This window comes from Rhodanobacter glycinis (assembly GCF_900114325.1).
Classification (GTDB): domain Bacteria; phylum Pseudomonadota; class Gammaproteobacteria; order Xanthomonadales; family Rhodanobacteraceae; genus Rhodanobacter_A; species Rhodanobacter_A glycinis.
This window is the reverse complement of sequence record NZ_FOSR01000004.1, coordinates 248836-267322: the sequence shown is the minus strand read 5'-3', so window position 1 is coordinate 267322 and position 18487 is coordinate 248836. Positions and strand designations below refer to the sequence as shown.

Here is an 18487-nt window from a genome sequence, read left to right as displayed (position 1 = left end):
GCGATACTTCCCATATCCATCGCGAGGCTGCGCCGATGTCGCCCCACCTGATGAGCTACGCCATCATGGTCCCGCTGGTGCTGCTGATCCTGTGGCGTCGGATCAGCCGCCAGTTCGGGCGCCAGCCAATCCGGCGCAAGCGGATGATCGTGCGAGTTGCGATATTCGCCGTGATCGGCTGCGTGCTGTTGCTGAGCGGGCTACGTGACGTGCGCCTGGCTGAAGGATTGGCCGGAGGGATCGTGCTGGGCGCGGGGCTGGGGCTGCTCGGCCTGCGCCTGACCCGCTTCGAGACCGACCCGGAGCGCGGCGACTGCTACGTGCCCAATCCGTGGATCGGCGCCGTACTGGTGGCCCTGCTGCTGGGACGGCTGGTGTGGCGCTTCCTGGTGCTGTGGCCGCAGATGCAGCACGCCGAATCACTGGCCGCAGCCCAAGCCCCTGGAACAAGCATGACGATGGGCTATCAATACAGCCCGCTCACCTTGCTGGTTTTCGGTTTGCTGATTGGCTACTACATCGCCTATTACGCCGGCCTGCTGGTTCACCACCGGCGTTTTCAGCGCGCGCAGGCGCGCTGAAAACAAAGGAACAAGACCTGAGTCTTGCGGTAGTGCCGTTTTCGCTTCCTCTCCCCTTTGGGGAGAGGATTGAGGTGAGGGGCGGGTGCTCGCGGGGACGTCCCATCAAAAGCGCGCTTCGAATGTACGGTCGTCGCGAGGTTGCCCCCTCACCCCGACCCTCACCCCGCAGGGGAGAGGGAGAAGATGCCTACAGCGCGTCGCCGTCCAGCTCGCCTGTGCGGATGCGGATCACCTGGTCCAGCGCGCTGACGAAAATCTTGCCGTCACCGATCTTGCCGGTGCGGGCCGATTGCGAGATCGCTTCCAGCACGCGATCCAGCTGGTCGTCGGCCACCGCCACTTCCAGCTTGATCTTCGGCAGAAAGTCGACCACGTATTCCGCGCCGCGGTACAGCTCGGTATGGCCTTTCTGGCGGCCGAAACCCTTGACCTCGGTCACCGTGATGCCCTGCACGCCGACTTCCGCCAGCGCTTCGCGCACATCGTCCAGCTTGAATGGCTTGATGATCGCCACCACCAGTTTCATGCATCTTCCTCGTCAGGTCGCGCGCCCGGCGACGCCGTAAGGCCCATTGTGCCCTTCGCGCGCCGGGCTGTCGCCATGGGCGGGGCATGATGTAGGAAAATACCTACACACTTCAGTGGAGCATGCCGATGGCGACCGCCCGTACCCCCTCCCTACACTTTGCCCTGACGAGTTCGAGGTGCCTTCCATGATGGAACGGCTGGACATCGACCAAATTGCCCTGCGACTTGCTTCGTTGGTACCGCCAGGATTGGCAGACGCCCAGAAGGATCTGAGCGCCAATTTTCGTGATGTCCTGGCACAGGGATTGCGCCGCCTTGAGCTGGTTACCCGTGAGGAATTCGACGTTCAGAGCCAGCTGCTGGCGCGCACCCGCGCCAAGGTCGACGAACTCGAAAAGCGTGTCGCCGAACTTGAGGCTGTCGCGCATTCCCGCGAGTCGTAGCAGCCGCCCCCGATCCGTCACCCTCACCCCGAGAACGATCGGGGGCGGTCATTTTTCCTCAGCAGTCCGATGGAGTCGCATGATGGATACATTGATCAGCGACGCCCTTGGACCCCGTCACCACCGGGCATGAGTCTCGCTGTTACCCTCAGCCGCGCCCAGGAGGGCGTGGCCGCGCCGCAGGTGATGGTGGAGGTGCATCTTTCCGGCGGCCTGCCGGGCACCAGCATCGTTGGCCTGCCCGAAGCGGCCGTGCGCGAAGCACGCGATCGCGTGCGCGTGGCGATCCAGAACACCGCCTTCGAATACCCCAACCGCAAGGTCACCGTGAACCTGGCGCCGGCCGAACTGCCGAAGGACGGCGGCCGCTTTGACCTGGCCATTGCGCTGGGCATCCTCGCCGCCGGCAACCAGGTACCGCGCGAGCGGCTGGACGAATGCGAGTTCCTCGGCGAGCTGGCGCTATCGGGCGATCTGCGTGGCGTCTCCGGCGTGCTGCCGGCGCTGCTTCGCGCGCGAGCTCGCCGTCGGCGCGTGGTGGTCCCGCGTGCCAATGCGGCCGAGGCGGCGCTGGTCTCCGATGCCGACGTGCGCGTGGCCGATACCCTGGCCGAAGTCTGCGGCTGGTTGCGCGGCGGCCAGGACCTGGACACTCCGGAAACGGCCAGTGCCGGTGGCGACAGCACCTTCGGTCCCGACCTGATCGACGTGCGTGGCCAGTTGCAGGCGCGACGGGCACTGGAGATCGCCGCCACTGGCGGTCATCACCTGTTGATGTCCGGGCCGCCCGGTACCGGCAAGACCATGCTGGCCGAGCGCCTGCCGGGTATCCTGCCGCCCCTGACCGAATCGGAAGCGCTGGAAACCTGCGCGGTACGTTCGGTGGCGGGGCATGCGGTCGATCCGGCCCTGTGGCGGCGGCGTCCGTTTCGCGCGCCGCACCACACTGCCTCGGCGGTGGCGCTGGTCGGTGGTGGCTCGCAGCCGCGCCCCGGCGAAATTTCGCTGGCCCACAACGGCGTGCTGTTCCTCGACGAACTGCCCGAGTTCAGCCGCCACGTGCTCGACGTGCTGCGCGAACCGCTGGAGTCCGGCAGCATCGTGATCTCGCGCGCGGCGCGGCAGTGCACGTTCCCGGCGCAGTTCCAGCTGGTGGCGGCGATGAATCCGTGCCCCTGCGGCTATGCCGGCGACCCGCGCCCGCGTTGCCATTGCACGCCGGACCAGATCGCGCGCTACCGCAGCCGCATTTCCGGCCCGTTGCTGGACCGCATCGACCTGTGCGTGGAGGTGCCGCGCGTGCCGCTGGCCGACCTGGGCGCGCCGCGCAGCATCTATGACGAGGACTCGGCCACGGTGCGGGCGCGGGTGATCAAGGCGCGCACCCATGCCTTGATGCGGGCCGGGCGGCCGAACGGGGAGATCAGCACCCGCGAACTGGAGCGCGATTGCGCGCTCGGGGCCGCCGAGCGGCAGTGGTTCGAAGCCGCGCTTGAGCGGCTGGGGTTGTCCGCGCGCGCTTATCACCGCGTCCTGCGGGTTGCACGCACGATCGCCGACCTTGATGGTGGCGCCGCCGCGCTGGAGCGCTCGCACCTGGCCGAAGCGCTGCAATACCGTCGCTTCTGAGCTGCGGGGGTCACCGCCCAAATGTCTCGCGCCGTAGCCCACGCGTGGGTACGCGATCGGCGATGTGGGGCGTGGCGCACGCCGAACGCGCACCTGCGGAAGCCTTCGACCATGGTCTGATAATTATTGAACCGAAGAGTATTGACTTCGCCGTGGGCGAGGGTATTATTTGCACCGGCCAGTTCATTTAATTGAACCCGCCCTGCCGCCCCGGTATCGGTTCCCCTCCCCCCCGCACCGATACCGGGGCCTGGCCTTTTCCCCTTGATGCAGATGTTGCTGCCGCCGGGCGTCGGGTCGTCCGGGGTGGGCGGGAGTTCCGTGTACGGCGCCATCCAGGTCCGCCGGGTGGCATCGGCTGCGTACGCGTGGCTGGACGTGCCGGGGCATGCATGCTCCGATAAGCGCTCCCCCGGCACCTCGACAAGGATTGCGGATGACCATCGAACTGGGCCTGATGCTCACCGGCATGCTGGTGGTCGGTTTCCTCTCGCAATGGCTGGCGTGGCGGGTGAAGTTGCCCGCGATCCTGTTCCTGCTGCTGGCCGGCATCGTGCTGGGTCCGGTGACCGGATTGCTGCAGCCGGACAAGATGCTGGGCGAGCTGCTGTTCCCGCTGGTGTCGCTGGCGGTGGCGGTGATCCTGTTCGAGGGCAGCCTTACCCTGCGTTTCCACGAATTGCGCGGCATCGGCGGTGCCGTACGCGGCTTGGTCAGCTATGGCGCGGTGGTCGCGCTGCTGCTGCTGGCGCTTTGCGTGCACTGGATCGCCGGCGTGCGCTGGGAGATTGCGTGGCTGTTCGGCGCGTTGACCTGCGTGACCGGGCCCACGGTGATCGCGCCGATGCTGCGCACGCTTCGGCCCACCGAGCGCATCGCCAACACGTTGCGCTGGGAAGGCATCATCATCGACCCGCTGGGCGCGCTGTTCGCGGTGCTGATCTTCGAGGCGATCGTGTCGCGCCAGGAGGGGCACACCATCGGGGTCTTCGTGGTCACGGTGCTGTGCGGCGCGCTGATCGGCACGCTGGCGGCGCTGCTGCTGGGCTTCCTGCTGCGTCGCCAACTGGTGCCGGAATACCTGCAGAATTACGCCACCCTGGCGATGGTGCTGTTCGCCTTCAGCCTGTCCAACACGCTGACGCACGAGTCGGGCCTGCTGGCGGTAACCATCATGGGCATCGCGCTGGGCAACATGCGCAACGTGCACATGGACGACATTCTCGATTTCAAGGAAAACCTCACCACGCTGCTGGTGTCGGGTTTGTTCATCCTGCTGGCGGCACGGCTGCCATGGCCGTTGCCGCACGGCATGTTGTGGGCGGGCATCGTCGTGTTCCTGGTGGCGCAGTTTGCGATTCGGCCATTCACGGCGATGCTGGCCACGATGGGCAGCGGCTTGACCTGGCGCGAACGGGCGCTGATCGCCTGGGTGGCGCCGCGCGGCATCGTGGCGGCCTCGGTGTCGGCCTTGTTTGCGCTGCGTCTGGGTGAATTGGGCCTGGAAGGTGCCGAGGCGCTGGTGCCGCTGGTCTTCATCCTGATCATCGGCACCGTGGTGCTGCAGAGCGCCACCGCGCGACCATTGGCGATCTGGCTGAAGGTGGCCGAACCCGAGCCGCGTGGCGTGCTGGTGTTCGGCTCCGACGCGGTGGCGCGTGCGGTGGGCCAGGCGCTGAAAGAGGAGGACGTGCGCGTGATGCTGGCCGACGACGACTGGGACGGAATCCGGCGTGCGCGCATGGAGGGACTGCCCACCTTCTACGGCAATCCGGCCTCACCGCATGCCGAGCGTCATCTCGATCTCACTGGCCTGGGACGTCTGCTGGCGATGTCCACCCATCGCGAACGCAATACCCTGGCGTGCGTGCACTACCGGCAGGAGTTCGGCCGCGAGAAGGTCTACCGCCTGCGCAACCTGTCGCCGGACGAGAATACCGAGCGCGTCGCGCTGGCCGACAACCTGCTGGCGCCGCCGTTGTTCGACGAGCAGATGACCCATGCACGTTTCGCCGAGCTGCTGGCGCGCGGCTGGCGGATCAAGTCCACCACGCTGAGCAGCACCTTCGACTGGCCGAACTTCATCGAGCAGTACGGCTCGGACAGCGTGTTGCTGTTTGGCGTGGAGGAGAAAGGCACGTTGCGCGTCGCCTCGGCCAAGCGCGAACTGGAACCGCGCCCCGGTTGGACGGTGATCGTGCTGGTGCCGCCGGCGGGCAAGTAACCCGTTGGGGCGTGGTGGGGCGAAGCCATCGGCCGACCGGCTTGCCGGGTATATTGGATGGATGTCGGCTTGCGGCGGCTGATCGCAACAGCACGTGGCGGCAGATCACACCACCCTGGTCATCGGATATTTCTCATGAGCGCCTTGTCGATGCCGCCCCCTGCCATTTCCGAACAGCGCGGCTGCATCGCCTGCGTGGGCTTGGGCATGACCCTGGGCTCGCATCTCTCGCCATTGGCGCGCAGCCACATCGAGCAGTCCGATGTGGTTTTCGCCGCGCTTTCCGACGCCATCGTCGAGCTGTGGCTGGAACAGATGCATCCGGACGTGCGCAGCCTGCAGCCTTATTACGGCAAGGGCGACAAATCCCGGGCGATCACCTACCGCGAGTGGGTCGAGGTGATGATGGCCGAGGTGCGCGCCGGCAAGAAAGTCTGCGCGGTGTTCTATGGCCATCCCGGTATCTTCGCGTGGTCGCCGCACGAAGTGATCAAGGTGGCGCGTGCGGAAGGTTTCCATGCGCATATGGAGCCTGGCATCTCTGCCGAGGATTGCCTGTATGCCGACTTGGGTATCGATCCCGGCCGCTACGGTTGCCAGCACTACGAAGCCAGCCAACTGTTGTTCTACGAAACTCCGATCAATACCGGCGCCTGTCTGGTGCTGTGGCAGGTCGGCCTGGTCGGCGACCGTTCGATGAAACGCTTTGCCACCGGTCCCGAATATCGCCAGGTGCTGGTGGATGTACTGAGTCAGGATTATCCGCTGGACCACGAGCTGATCATTTATCGCGGCGCGACTTTGCCGATCGAGCAGCCGCGCATTCGCCGTGTGCTCTTGCGAGATCTGCCAGCCACGGACGTCGGTGCCGATGAAACCGTGGTCTTGTCGCCGGCGTCGCCATTACGCGTCAATGCCTCGGCAAGGCGGCGATTGGCGGCATTGGACCGGGCGCTGATGATGCCTTGAATCCCGGTCCATGGCCTCCGTGCATGACGCGCACCCGTTCGCGAGGAGTGCTAGGCTGCGGATTGGCGTTGGGGGCGCCGATGTGATGAAGGCACGGAGGATGCGCCCGCTGGCAAGTGGTGTCATTCATCCGGGCAAGGCACCGTCCTCCCCGGCTGGGTGAGCAACTCATCCGCAAGGAAACAGGGGAAAACATGTCCAACACGATCGAACTGCTGGAAAGCATCGGGCGGAATGCTTCGCTGCGCCGAGCTTCCCCGGAAAGCCTGTCCCGGGCATTGGACGAGATGGGTGCCGTCGATAACCTCAAGTTGGCGGCGGCCACGGGCGACAGGAGTTACCTGGCGCAGGAGCTCGGCAACAAGAACAACGTGGTCAATCACAACGGCCACGACGGTGGTTGTGACCCCGGCGATGACGATGCGGAAAACGTGCCGGATCAGGACGGCGACGAAATGGATACTCCGGATAACCCGGCGCGTTAGTCCAACCGGACAGTCATGCAATGGAGCACGGCACGCTGATTTGCCTGGCCGGAATGATCCTGGCCACTGTTGCGCCGAATGTGCGTGCGCACTCGGCTGCTCCGGCGATTGCAGCGCCATCGGTTGCGGTGTTGCTGGCTCGGGCCGAAGGTGCCAAGTCGAACGATCAGGACCGCTATCGAAGCATCCTGGTGCAGCTTCACGAGCGCAGCGCCAGCCTGAGCGTCGCGCAACGGTGGCACCTGCGACTGCTGGACGCGCAGCAGCTTTCGTTTGATGGCAACTACGGCAAGGCGGATCCCTTGCTGTACGACATCGTCGCTCATTCCGGCGACCAGGCGCTGTCGATTCGTGCCATGGCGAGACTGGTCCAGAACAAATTCAACAGTCATCACTATGTGGACGCTTATACGCTGGCCAACACCTTGATGGCCGAGCTGCCCAAGGTTGCCGATCCGACGGCACGGCTGGAGGGCATGGATCGGGTCATCATCATGTTGAACGGCGCGGCGGTGGGGCAATATGAGCTGGCGCTGCAATATGCCCGGGAGATGAAGGCCACGCTTCCTTCGGCGGCAGCACAGTGCATCGCCGAGATGGGGGAGACGAACTCGCTGCTGTATGAGGGCAAACTTCTTTCGACCAATCCGAGGTTTCGGCAGGCGATCGATACGTGCCTTGCCGCCAAGCATCCGTTGAGCGCCGACGCGCTGCGCCTGAACCAGGCCAGCGCCATGATCGACGAGGGCCGTGCGAAGCGGGCGATTGCCTTCTTGCATCGCATTGCCCCGGCGATCCGGAAGAACCGCTATCCGCCGTATCTTGCCTCGTTGCAGGTCACGCTGGCGCAGGCGTATCTGAGCCTCGGCGATGCCGCCAATGCGCGGAAATTCGCGTTGACCACCACTGCCATGAGCGGTGCGAACAGCACGTTGTGGATACTGCAGGCTGCCTATGAAGTTCTCTACAAGGCGGAAAAGATGAGTGGTCATGCTGCCGCCGCGCTGGCCTATTACGAGAAGTATGTGGCGCTGGACAAGGCTGCCGTGGATCATGCCAAGGCGCGCGCACTGGCCTACCAGATGGTCAAGCAGCAAGTGCAGTCCAAGAAGCTGAAGCTGGATGCGCTGGACAAGCAGAACCGGATTCTTCAATTGCGCCATGCGCTGGCGGTTCAGTCGCAAAAGGCCAGTCGACTGTATATCGCGTTGTTGTTGGTGGTGATTGCTTTCATCGCGATGGCGATGTTCTGGCTGCGGCGTTCCCAGTTGCGTTTCCGCAAGATGGCCCGGTATGACGGGCTGACCGGTGTGTTCAACCGGGAACACTTTTTCGAAGAGGCGGGACACGCGTTGCGACGGTTGCACCGGGCGAAGGCGGGAGCCTGTCTGGTGATACTGGATCTCGACCACTTCAAGCGGGTCAATGACAGCTACGGACACGTGGCCGGTGACGTGGTCCTGCGACAGACCGTGGCGGTATGCCTGCGGGAGTTGCGCAAGTCGGACATGTTCGGGCGCTTGGGTGGCGAGGAGTTTGGCATCCTGATGCCGGTGGCTTCGCGCGAACAGGGTGTCGAGATCGCCTCGCGCATCCGCTGCGCATTGGCGGCGGAGCCGATGGTGGTGAAGGCCGGCATCACCATCACGGTGTCCGCCAGTTTCGGTGTTGCCTGGAGTGCGGACTCTGGCCGCAGCTTGCGGGATTTGCTGATCGATGCCGATGCCGCGCTTTATCGCGCCAAGGACGGGGGGCGCAACCAGGTGGCCGTGGATACGCGGGCTGACTTGCTGCCGGAAGATCCGGAGGATGCGCAGCTCACGTGTAATGCGTGATGCATGTCGAGCACGGGGTGGGCTGATGGCGTGCCCGCAGGGGCCAGCACCACGATGAAGCTCGGGTACGGTGTGTCCGCCTTGGTGGCGGTAACGACACCGGGTTTCAGCCTTCGTGAAATCCCGCCCTTGCACGACGCTTCTTTCGTGAAACGCCGTACAAGGGCGGGATCGATTGATCGCAATCCAGGCCAGCGGGAATGGACGGCTATTTGCCTACGCCGCCGAGGCCTGCTTGAACTGCGCTTCTTCGGTCGAGCCGGTCAGTGCGGTCGTGGACGACTGGCCCTGCTGGATCGCCTGGGTCACCGCGTCGAAGTAGCCGGTGCCCACTTCGCGCTGATGCTTCACTGCGGTGAAGCCACGATCGGCGGCGCCGAATTCCTTTTCCTGCAGGTCGACGAAGGCACTCATCTGGCGACGCGCGTAGTTGTGCGCCAGGTCGAACATGCCGTAGTTCAGGCTGTGGAAACCGGCCAGGGTGATGAACTGGAACTTGTAGCCCATCGCGCCCAGTTCCTTCTGGAAGTTGGCGATGGTGGTGTCGTCCAGGTTCTTCTTCCAGTTGAAGCTGGGCGAGCAGTTGTAGGCCAGCATCTTGCACGGGAACTTGGCGTGGATCGCCTCGGCGAAACGGCGCGCATCTTCCAGGTTCGGCTTGCTGGTCTCGCACCAGATCAGGTCGGCGTAGGGCGCGTAGGCCAGGCCGCGGCTGATCGCCTGGTCCAGGCCGGGCTTGACCCGGAAGAAGCCTTCGACGGTGCGCTCACCGGTGATGAACGGCTTGTCGTTGTCGTCGATGTCCGAGGTGAGCAGGTCGGCCGCGTCGGCGTCGGTGCGCGCCACGATCAGGGTCGGCACGCCGGCCACGTCGGCGGCCAGGCGCGCGGCGTTCAACTTGTCGACTGCTTCACGGGTCGGCACCAGCACCTTGCCGCCCATGTGGCCGCACTTCTTCACCGAGGCCAGCTGGTCCTCGAAGTGCACGCCGGCGGCACCAGCCTCGATCATCGCCTTCATCAGCTCGAACGCGTTCAGCACGCCACCGAAGCCGGCCTCGGCGTCGGCCACGATCGGTGCCAGCCAGTCGATCTCGTCCTTGCCTTCGGCGTGGTGCAATTGATCGGCGCGCAGCAGCGTGTTGTTGATGCGCTTGACCACCAGCGGCACCGAGTTGGCCGGATACAGCGACTGGTCGGGGTACATCTCGCCGGCGACATTGGCGTCGGCGGCGACCTGCCAGCCGCTCAGGTAGATCGCCTGCAGCCCGGCCTTGACCTGCTGCATCGCCTGGTTGCCGGTGAGTGCGCCCAGCGCGTTGACGAAATCTTCCTTGTGCAGCGACTTCCACAGGCGCTCGGCGCCGCGTTTGGCCAGCGAATGCTCGACCGGCACGGTGCCGCGCAGGCGCACCACGTCCTCGGCGGTGTAGTTGCGGCGGATGCCGGTCCAGCGCGGGTTGTTGCTCCAGTCCAGGCTGATCTGTTCGGCGGTGGGCATTGCGGTCTTCATGGCATGGCTCCGTGGTATGAGCCCCTCTCCCGTCGGGAGAGGGGTTGGGGTGAGGGTTCGGTGGTCGCGTGGCGTGTTGCTTCGTCCGGACCCTCATCCGCCCTTCGGGCACCTTCTCCCGGAGGGAGAAGGATCGGTGTCGTCAAAGTTGTTCGTAAGCCGGCAAAGTGAGGAAATCCCCCAGCGTGTCGGCGTGGGTCATCGTGGCGAGCAGCGCGGCGGCATCGTCCACGCGCGAGGCGCCGGGTACGTCGCTGTCGCGCAGGCGGTGGGCATGGGCGGCCAGGGCGTGGTCGAACAGCGCGAAGTCGATCGGCGCGTGATCGGGAAATTCCACGCCACCGTGATGCAGCCACTGCCAGATCTGCGAGCGGGCGATCTCGGCGGTGGCGGCGTCTTCCATCAGGTGATGGATCGGCACGCAGCCCAGCCCGTCCAGCCATGCGGCGGTGTAGCGCAGGCCCACCTCCACGTTGTTGTCGAAGCCGGCGCGGGTGATGGTGCCGGGGCAGGGCGCAAGCAGTTGCTCACGACTGACACGCACATCCTCGCGCTTCACGTCGAGCTGGTTCGGCGTGGGCATGTGTTCGTCGAATACCGCCTGCGCCACGGCGACCAGCGCCGGATGCGCCACCCAGGTGCCGTCGTGGCCGGCCTTCACTTCGCGCAGTTTGTCGGCGCGGACCTTGGCCAGCGCGGCGTCGTTGGCGGCCTGGTCGCCCTTGATCGGGATCTGCGCCGCCATGCCGCCCATGGCGAAGGCGTTGCGGCGATGGCAGGTCTGGATCAGCAGTTCCGAATAGGCCTTCAGGAACGGCACCGTCATCTGCACCTGGCCGCGTTCGGGCAGCAGGCGGTCACGGTGGCCGCGCAAGGTCTTCAGGTACGAGAAGATGTAGTCCCAGCGGCCGCAGTTGAGGCCGGCGGCGCGGCCGCGCAACGCATGCAGGATCTCGTGCATCTGGAACGCCGCAGGCAGCGTCTCGATCAGCACGGTGGCCTTCATGCAGCCGTTGGGCAGGTCCAGCTCATCCTCGGCGAATGCCATCACCTCGTCCCACAGCGCGGCCTCTTCCATCGCCTCCAGCTTGGGCAGGTAGAAGTAGGGGCCGAGGTCGCGCTGCTGCAGCGTCCGGGCGTTGTGGAACACGTACAGGCCGAAGTCCACCAGGGCGCCGGCCATCGGCTCGCCGTCCACGCTGAAATGGCGCTCCGGCAGATGCCAGCCGCGCGGGCGCACCACCAGCACCGCCGGGTTCGGGCCGACCTGGTAACGCTTGCCCTCCGGCGAAGTGAATTCGATGCGGCCATTCACGGCGTCGCGCAGGTTGATCTGGCCGTCGAGCTGGTTGGCGAAGCTCGGCGTCGAGGAATCCTCGAAGTCGGCCATGAACACCTTGGCGCCGGAATTGAGCGCGTTGATGATCATCTTGCGCTCGACCGGGCCGGTGATCTCGACGCGGCGGTCCTGCAGTGCGGCCGGAATCGGCGCCACCGTCCAGTCGCCCTCGCGGATCGCCGCGGTATCAGCGCGGAAGTCCGGCAGCTCGCCGGCGTCATAACGGGCCTGGCGCTGCCGGCGTGCGGCCAGCAACTGCTGCCGGCGCGGCTCGGCCAGGCGATGCAGCCGGCCCAGAAAGGCCAGTGCTTCCGGGGTGAGGATGGCCTCGTAGCCGGTCGCGCCGGTTTCGACCCGGGCGGTGGCGGCAGCGAGGTGTTCCTGGGGGACGGCCATGAGCTTCTCCGTGATTCGGTGTGGGAACGAAGCTAGGCCATGAATCGACTATTTGACAAAGTGAATGTTTCAATCTTTTATATTGAAAATATAAATACATACTCCAACATATTGAAAAAATAGCCCGGAAAAACCTGAATATGACGCCACGCAAGCCCAAAAAGGCACCCCGAAAAGCGTCGAAAAAGCGTGCGGGGCAGGAGCCGGCAACGGCGGAATCGGCCCGTTACTACTACAAGGGCAACCGTCACAAGCAGCTGCGCGCCTTCGTCGCCACGGTGAAACTGGGCACGCTGAGCCGCGCCGCCGAGTCGCTGTACCTGTCCCAGCCCACCATTAGCCTGCAGTTGCAGGCGCTGGAACGGGAGCTGGGCGCCACCCTGCTCGAACGCCGGCGTCGCCGCATCAACCTCACCGACGCGGGCGAGGCGCTGTACGAACTGGCGCGCCCGCTGGTGGAAGGCTGGGAGAACCTGGATCGCGACTTCCAGGCCAAGGCCAAGGGCTTGCAGGCCGGCCGGCTGGTGGTGGCCGCCGGCACCTCCACCATCCAGTACCTGCTGCCCGAGCTGGTGCGCCGTTATCGCCAGCGCTATCCCGCGGTGCAGTTGCAACTGGCCAACGTCACCGGCAAGGACGGCCTGGCCATGCTGCGCGAAGACAAGGCCGACTTCGCCGTCGGCTCGATGCTGGACGTGCCCAACGACATCGCCTGGGCGCCGGTGCGGCACTACGACCCGATGTTGATCGCACCGCTGGACCATCCGCTGGCGCAGAAATCATCGATCACCTTGCAGGACCTGTCGCCGTACGGCCTGATCCTGCCGCCGCAGCGCCTGTCCACCTACCGGCTGGTGGACCTGGTGTTCCAGCAGCAACAGGTGCCGTACCACGTGGCGATCGAGGTGGGCGGCTGGGACGTGATCAAGGAATACGTGGCGATGGGCATGGGCATTTCCATCGTCACCGGCATCTGCATCACCGAAGTCGATCGCGCGCGGCTGGCCGTGCACAACATGAAGCAGTACTTCCCGCAGCGCAGCTACGGCGTGGTGATGCGCAAGGGCAAGTTTCTCAGCGCCGAGGCGCGTGCTTTCATCGACCTGATCCGGCCCGGGCTGCTGAGCCGGGATTACGACGAACCGGGGCACTCGGGGCGGTAATGGTTACATCAGGTTTTGCCCGTTTGCTCGGTGATGAGGTTTTTGACCCATCTGCCAACCATGGAGCCATCGTGCGCTGAATGTGGAGGTGTGCCACATCGCCGTGAGGTCACACCCCGTGGTACTTGCCCTGAAATGGCGCATAGAAGGCGCGCAGCCGCGCCGTATCAGCGGCCATGTCGTTGGTAGTGTGCAGCAGTGGGCCTAGGCGAATGGTCTTGTCGGGGTAGTTGAAGGCTGCCGGGAAGATCGGCACACCGGCATCATGGGCGATACGCCAGAAGCCGCTTTTCCATTGCGGCACGTGGCGGCGCGTGCCTTCCGGCGCGATGCCAAGCCACAAGGCTTGCGGCTGATCGAAACGAGCGGTCATCTGTTCCACCACGCCCATGGCCGCGCTGCGGTCGATGGGGATGCCGCCAAGCTTGCGCAGCAGTGCCCCAAGCGGGCCGCGGAACAGCTCGCGCTTGCCCATGAAATGCACGTCGGCGCCGATGGCAGTCTTCATCAGCAGCCCCCAGATGCCATCCCACCACGAGGAGTGGGGTGCCACGATCAACACCAGTTTCGAGGTGTCGGGAAATTCACCCACCAGGCTCCAGCCGCACAAATGCAGCACGCTGCGGCACAGGCGGCGACGCAGTCCGTCACGCAGATGCGGCATGTGGGGTGGCAGCGTGTCGGGCGACGGCAGGCGTCCGTTCATTCGAAATCCGGTTTGCGTGAGCGGGTCTGCTTGATCTTGCCACGTTGCTGCTTGCCGGCAAGACGGCGTTCCTTCGAGGCGCGCGTGGGCTTGGTCGCCACGCGCTTCTTCGGCGGTACCAGCACGCCGCGGATGATTTCCGCCAAGCGCTCGCGCACGTCATCGCGATTGCGCGCCTGGTCGCGGAAGCGGCGGCCCTGGATCACCAGCACGCCGTCGTCGGTGAGGCGGCGGTCGCGGCGCGCCAGCAGTCGTTCGCGCACCGCCTCCGGCAACGTCGGCGAATGCGCCACGTCGAAGCGCAGTTCCACCGCACTCTCGGTACGATTCACATGCTGCCCGCCCGGGCCATCGGCGCGCAGGAAGCGCTCGACCAGCTCGGATTCGGGCAGGGACAGGGTGCGGCTGATCGTCAGCATGCGGGAATGGTAAGCGAGAAGTGAGTGAAGATGAGTGAGGAGTGAGAGAGAACCAAGCCTGCCCCTCGCTTTCTCTCACTCCTCACTTCTCTCCACTCACTCCTGACACGGTCCAGCCGAAGCGTTCCAGCAGGTTTGCGTACGCTTCGTCCAACGGCGCTTCCAGCGTCATCGGCTCACCGCTCACCGGATGCCTGAAATCGATCCGCCACGCGTGCAGCAGCATGCGGTGGCAGCCGAAGTGCTGCTTGTACAGGCGGTTGTGGTCGCCGCGGCCGTGCTGGCAGTCGCCGATGACCGGGTGGTGGATGTGTGCCAGATGTTTGCGGATCTGGCGGAAGCGGCCGCTTTCCGGCTCGGCCAGCAGCAGGGCGTAACGCTGTTGCGGATAGCGGCCGAGTTCGATTGGCACCTCGACCGTGGCGAGTCGGCGGTAGCGCGTGCGCGCCTCGCGCCGCGGGCCGGTTTCGCGCGAGCCGGGCAGCGGGTAGTCGATGACGTCCTCGGTCGGCTCGGGCCAACCACGCACCACGACGAGGTACTGCTTGTGCACGTCGCGACCCATGAATTGCTCGCCCAGCGCCGCGGCCACTTCACTGGACCGGGCGACCAGCAGCACGCCGCTGGTGGCGCGATCCAGCCGATGCGCCAGGTAGACGTTGCCGCCGACCTGTTCGCGCAAGACGTCGACCAGGTAGTGCTCGGCGTCGTTGACCATTTTCGAGCGGTGCACGGGCAGGTCCGCGGGCTTGTTCACCGCGATCAGGGCGTCGTCCTGGTAGAGAATATCGATGGGCATGGGGGGGCGAGAAGTGAGTGAAGAGGAGTGAGAAGTGAGAGAGGGCAAGCCATCGCAGCCCGCTTTCTCTCACTTCTCACTCCTCTCAACTCACTCCTATCATGTCCGTCCTCGCGACCAGCCCCAGCCGAACGCCAGCAGGCCAGCCACGCCCATGCACAGCGGTGGCCACAGGCCGTGCTGCGGGGCCAGCGCCCACAACAGCGTGGCGCTGATGATCAGGGCTGCGCCGAGCAGGCCGCTGCCCATCATGTGCAGCATGCGATGTACGAGTTTGGTTTGGTGGCTCAATGAGTCGGCATCGGCCAGCAGGCGCTGTTCGCCGCGTGCGGCACTTTGCAGGGCGTCGTGCACCAGGCCGGGCAACTTCGGCGCCATGTGGAACCACTCCGGCAGCCGCTTGCGCACTTCGCCCAGCGTGCGCAGCGGGCTGTAGCGTTCGCGCAGGATGCGTTTGAGTACCGGATGCGCCACCGCCCAGATGTCGATGTCCGGATCGAGCAGGCGACCGACGCCTTCGATGTTGAGCAGGGTCTTCTGCAGCAGGATCAGTTGCGGCTGCAGGGTCAATTCGAAACGGCGCGCGGTCTGGAACAGTTTCACCACCAGTTCGGCCAGCGAGATTTGCGACAACGGGCGGGTGAAGTAGGGCTCGCACACCGTGCGCACCGCCGCTTCCAGTTCGTCCAGGCGCACCGTTGACGGCATCCAGCCGGCATCCACGTGCAGCTTGGCGATGCGCGCGTAGTCGCGTTCGAACAGGGCGATGAAGTTCTGCGCCAGCCAGTACTGGTCGGCTTCGGGCAGCGAGCCCATGATGCCGAAATCCAGTGCGATGAAGCGCGGTTCGGCCAGCTCCAGCGGGTCGACCCAGATGTTGCCGGGGTGCGCGTCGGCGTGGAAGAAATTGTCGCGGAACACCTGCTCGTAGAAGATCCGCACGCCCTTCGCCGCGAGCCGCTTGCGGTCGATGCCGGCGGCGTCGATGGCGGCGATGTCGTCGCTGCTCACGCCGTGCACGCGTTCCAGCGTGAGTACGCGGGCGCCGGTCAGTTCCCAGTGCACTTCGGGCACGTACAGGTCGACGCCGCTGGCGAAATTGCGCTTGAGCAGGCTGGCGCTGGCGCCTTCGCGCTGCAGGTCCAGCTCGTTTTCCAGCATCTTCTCGACTTCGCCGACCACGTCGAGCGGGCGGATCTTGTCGGCGCTCGGATGCCAGCGCTGGGCCAGTTCGCCCAGCGAGTGCAGCAGCTTCACGTCGCGCGCGATCTGCATGTCGATGCGCGGACGCAGCACCTTCACCACCACCTCGCGGCCATCGTGCAGGGTCGCGGCGTGGACTTGCGCGATCGAGGCGGAGGCCAGCGGTGTCTCGTCGAATTGGGCGTACAGACGATCGATCGGTGCCTTCAGTTCGGCTTCGATGATGGCCTTGGCGGCGGCGCCGGGAAACGGTGGAACCTGATCCTGCAACAGGGCCAGTTCGTCGGCGATGTCTTGCGGTACCAGGTCGCGGCGGGTGGACAGCACCTGGCCGGCCTTGACGAAGATCGGCCCGAGCTCGACCAGCGCCAGCCGCAGCCGCGCGCCGCGCGACAACGGACGTACATCCACCGATGAACGCCCCAGCAACGGACGCAACAGTTTCAGCGGGCGGAACAGGTGGGTGGCGTCGACCAGCTCGTCGAGCCGGTACCGCAACAGCACGGCGGCAACCCGCAGCAGGCGCGGCACGATGGAAAGCGGTGTCATGCGGCGGATCCTTTCAGCCGGCGTTCCAGGCGGGCCAGCCGCGCTTCCAGCCGCTCACTGCGTTCGCGCAGATGATCCACGCCGTCGAGGAATCCTTCCACTTCACCGGGCGCCAGCGCCACGCGGGTTTCATCGCGCAGCCAGGCGGCGCCGTCGTCGACCAGGTGCCCGGCGCTGTCCTTGGCGTGGACCAGCGCCTTGCGCATGGCCTTGGCCAGCGGCACGCCGAGCACGTCGCCGAAGGTGCGTGCGAAGGCTTCCTCGAAATCCGGGGCGAAGCGGCTGGCCAGTTTCTGCAGCCGGCGTGCGAGATCGGCATCGCCGGCGATCTCCACCTTGCCCGGGGCCACGCCGTCATCGTCGCGGCGCAACGCCATCGCCAGCAGGCTGCCAGGCGTGGCCGCCACGCGCAGGGTGTGACCGGTCGTCGCGTCGGCGCCTTCGGGCGGCCCGACGCGCAGACGCTCGCCGTCCACCGTGACCGCCAGTGCGATCTCCGGTCCGCGCAGATGCAACTGGATGTGGCGGCCGTCGAGTGCGCCGAGCGCGCGTTGCGTATCGGGGTCCAGCGACAGCGTGTGGTTCAGCGCGGTTTCGAGCGCGTGGCCGGCAAGTTTGCGCAGCGGCTGCGGGAGCCAGGCGTTGGGGGCGGGAGCGTTCATTCGTCGATTGTAGCGGTGCCGCACTTGCCTGTAGGAGCGCACCCTGTGCGCGATGCCTTTCCGCCACGTGACGAGGAGCCTCGCGCACAGGGTGCGCTCCTACGAGGCAGCGCCAGCGAAACCCAGCTGCCGCCACGCCTCGTACACCGCCACGGCGACGGTGTTCGACAGGTTCAGGCTGCGACTGTCCGGCTGCATCGGCAGGCGCAGCCGCTGTGCGGGAGGAATCGCATCGAATACCGCCGCGGGCAGGCCGGCGGTTTCGCAGCCGAACAGCAGCGCGTCGCCGTCGGCGTAGCTCACGTCCACGTGCGCCACGCGGCCGCGGGTGGAAAACGCGAACACGCGTGGCTGGCCGATCGCGGCAAGACACTCGTCGAGGCTGTCGTGCACCGCTACGCGGGCGTACTCGTGATAGTCCAGGCCGGCACGGCGCAGGCGTGCATCGTCGAGCTCGAAGCCGAGCGGGCGAATCAGGTGCAGCGCCGCGCCGGTGTTGGCACACAGGCGGATCGCGTTGCCGGTGTTCGGCGGGATTTCGGGATTGAACAGGATGACATGCAGCATCCGGCCATTATCGCCTGATGCTGCGGCAAAGCGCTCAACCTGCCGGCTGCAGCGGGCACAGCACGCCATCGGCCGGCAGCGGGCAGACCGCCGGGGCTGCCGACAGCAAGGTGCCGACCGGCGTGGTCCCGGCCAACTGCACGCCCTGCGGCATCGGGTGGATCATGGCCAGCAAGGCCAGGCCGCTGGCCAGCACGGTGGCGAAGAACAGTCCGCGAAGCATCATGTTTTCGAATTTCATGTCCGTATCTCCGGTAGGGGGCCGAAAGGGCCTGCACGAGAGATATGGCAAGGGGCGTGCCAACCGCGAATTGGCAGTCAAGTCATTGATTGTACGTGATTTCAAAAATGCGTTCGCCCGGTACTGGCTTGTCCGCGGACAGTGCCCGCCCGGCATCGGACAGTGCGGCGGACATCCTGGCGTGTCCGTTGCGGGCAGATTGTCACGAATGCGGTGCGCCACTAGTCTCGCTGG

Annotated in this window: 18 protein-coding genes; 8 read left to right on the top strand and 10 right to left on the bottom strand. The window is 65.6% G+C overall.

Annotated elements, in window-relative coordinates; genetic code table 11:
• Positions 1-35: 35 nt before the first annotated feature.
• On the top strand, positions 36-581 hold the full coding sequence (locus BMY90_RS06680; RefSeq protein ID WP_092702678.1) for a CcdC protein domain-containing protein: 546 nt from the start codon (positions 36-38) through the stop codon (positions 579-581).
• A 190-nt stretch (positions 582-771) separates the two neighbouring features.
• Here BMY90_RS06680 and glnK read toward each other — a convergent pair whose 3' ends face one another.
• Positions 772-1110: a P-II family nitrogen regulator gene (gene glnK / locus BMY90_RS06675; protein ID WP_008212730.1), complete on the bottom strand. Its 339-nt coding sequence runs from the start codon at positions 1108-1110 to the stop codon at positions 772-774.
• A 187-nt stretch (positions 1111-1297) separates the two neighbouring features.
• On the opposite strand from glnK, the gene BMY90_RS06670 reads away from it, so the two are divergent.
• From BMY90_RS06670 to BMY90_RS06645, 6 genes are all read left to right on the top strand, one after another.
• The gene (locus BMY90_RS06670; RefSeq protein WP_008212732.1) at positions 1298-1555 is read left to right on the top strand and encodes an accessory factor UbiK family protein; all 258 of its coding nucleotides are present in this window, start codon (positions 1298-1300) and stop codon (positions 1553-1555) included.
• Positions 1556-1684: 129 nt separating this feature from the next.
• The gene (locus tag BMY90_RS06665) at positions 1685-3184 is read left to right on the top strand and encodes a YifB family Mg chelatase-like AAA ATPase (protein ID WP_081491789.1); all 1500 of its coding nucleotides are present in this window, start codon (positions 1685-1687) and stop codon (positions 3182-3184) included.
• A 436-nt stretch (positions 3185-3620) separates the two neighbouring features.
• On the top strand, positions 3621-5408 hold the full coding sequence (locus tag BMY90_RS06660; protein WP_092702676.1) for a cation:proton antiporter: 1788 nt from the start codon (positions 3621-3623) through the stop codon (positions 5406-5408).
• A 135-nt stretch (positions 5409-5543) separates the two neighbouring features.
• On the top strand, positions 5544-6377 hold the full coding sequence (locus BMY90_RS06655) for an SAM-dependent methyltransferase (protein WP_175481513.1): 834 nt from the start codon (positions 5544-5546) through the stop codon (positions 6375-6377).
• Between the two features lie 194 nt (positions 6378-6571).
• Positions 6572-6862 (top strand): hypothetical protein, encoded by a 291-nt coding sequence (locus tag BMY90_RS06650; protein ID WP_008212741.1) that lies wholly within the window; start codon positions 6572-6574, stop codon positions 6860-6862.
• 20 nt (positions 6863-6882) lie between these two features.
• Entirely contained in the window at positions 6883-8697 is a 1815-nt protein-coding gene (locus BMY90_RS06645; protein ID WP_092702674.1) for a tetratricopeptide repeat-containing diguanylate cyclase, read from the top strand.
• A gap of 216 nt (positions 8698-8913) precedes the next feature.
• On the opposite strand, the gene aceA is transcribed toward BMY90_RS06645, so the two are convergent.
• Both aceA and aceB read right to left on the bottom strand, forming a co-directional pair.
• Complete coding sequence (gene aceA, locus BMY90_RS06640) at positions 8914-10209, bottom strand: isocitrate lyase (protein WP_008208050.1); 1296 nt, start codon at positions 10207-10209, stop codon at positions 8914-8916.
• 142 nt (positions 10210-10351) lie between these two features.
• Positions 10352-11944 carry a malate synthase A gene (gene aceB / locus BMY90_RS06635; RefSeq protein WP_092702672.1) on the bottom strand — a complete coding sequence of 531 codons (1593 nt, stop codon included), beginning with the start codon at positions 11942-11944 and terminating at the stop codon, positions 10352-10354.
• A 140-nt stretch (positions 11945-12084) separates the two neighbouring features.
• On the opposite strand from aceB, the gene BMY90_RS06630 reads away from it, so the two are divergent.
• Positions 12085-13107, top strand: coding sequence for a LysR family transcriptional regulator (locus BMY90_RS06630; protein WP_175481512.1), 1023 nt, complete (start codon positions 12085-12087; stop codon positions 13105-13107).
• Between the two features lie 109 nt (positions 13108-13216).
• Here BMY90_RS06630 and BMY90_RS06625 read toward each other — a convergent pair whose 3' ends face one another.
• The 7 genes from BMY90_RS06625 to BMY90_RS06595 form a co-directional block, all read right to left on the bottom strand.
• On the bottom strand, positions 13217-13813 hold the full coding sequence (locus tag BMY90_RS06625) for a lysophospholipid acyltransferase family protein (RefSeq protein WP_092702670.1): 597 nt from the start codon (positions 13811-13813) through the stop codon (positions 13217-13219).
• Entirely contained in the window at positions 13810-14232 is a 423-nt protein-coding gene (arfB, locus tag BMY90_RS06620) for an alternative ribosome rescue aminoacyl-tRNA hydrolase ArfB (protein WP_092702668.1), read from the bottom strand. Before arfB ends, BMY90_RS06625 begins: the two co-directional genes overlap by 4 nt.
• An 82-nt stretch (positions 14233-14314) precedes the next feature.
• Entirely contained in the window at positions 14315-15031 is a 717-nt protein-coding gene (locus BMY90_RS06615; protein ID WP_092702666.1) for a pseudouridine synthase, read from the bottom strand.
• Between the two features lie 99 nt (positions 15032-15130).
• On the bottom strand, positions 15131-16783 hold the full coding sequence (ubiB, locus tag BMY90_RS06610; protein WP_092702664.1) for a ubiquinone biosynthesis regulatory protein kinase UbiB: 1653 nt from the start codon (positions 16781-16783) through the stop codon (positions 15131-15133).
• On the bottom strand, positions 16780-17445 hold the full coding sequence (locus BMY90_RS06605) for a ubiquinone biosynthesis accessory factor UbiJ (protein WP_092702662.1): 666 nt from the start codon (positions 17443-17445) through the stop codon (positions 16780-16782). Before BMY90_RS06605 ends, ubiB begins: the two co-directional genes overlap by 4 nt.
• 99 nt (positions 17446-17544) lie before the next feature.
• The gene (trmL, locus tag BMY90_RS06600; RefSeq protein ID WP_008214731.1) at positions 17545-18012 is read right to left on the bottom strand and encodes a tRNA (uridine(34)/cytosine(34)/5-carboxymethylaminomethyluridine(34)-2'-O)-methyltransferase TrmL; all 468 of its coding nucleotides are present in this window, start codon (positions 18010-18012) and stop codon (positions 17545-17547) included.
• A gap of 34 nt (positions 18013-18046) precedes the next feature.
• On the bottom strand, positions 18047-18253 hold the full coding sequence (locus tag BMY90_RS06595) for a hypothetical protein (protein WP_008214735.1): 207 nt from the start codon (positions 18251-18253) through the stop codon (positions 18047-18049).
• Positions 18254-18487 lie beyond the last annotated feature (234 nt).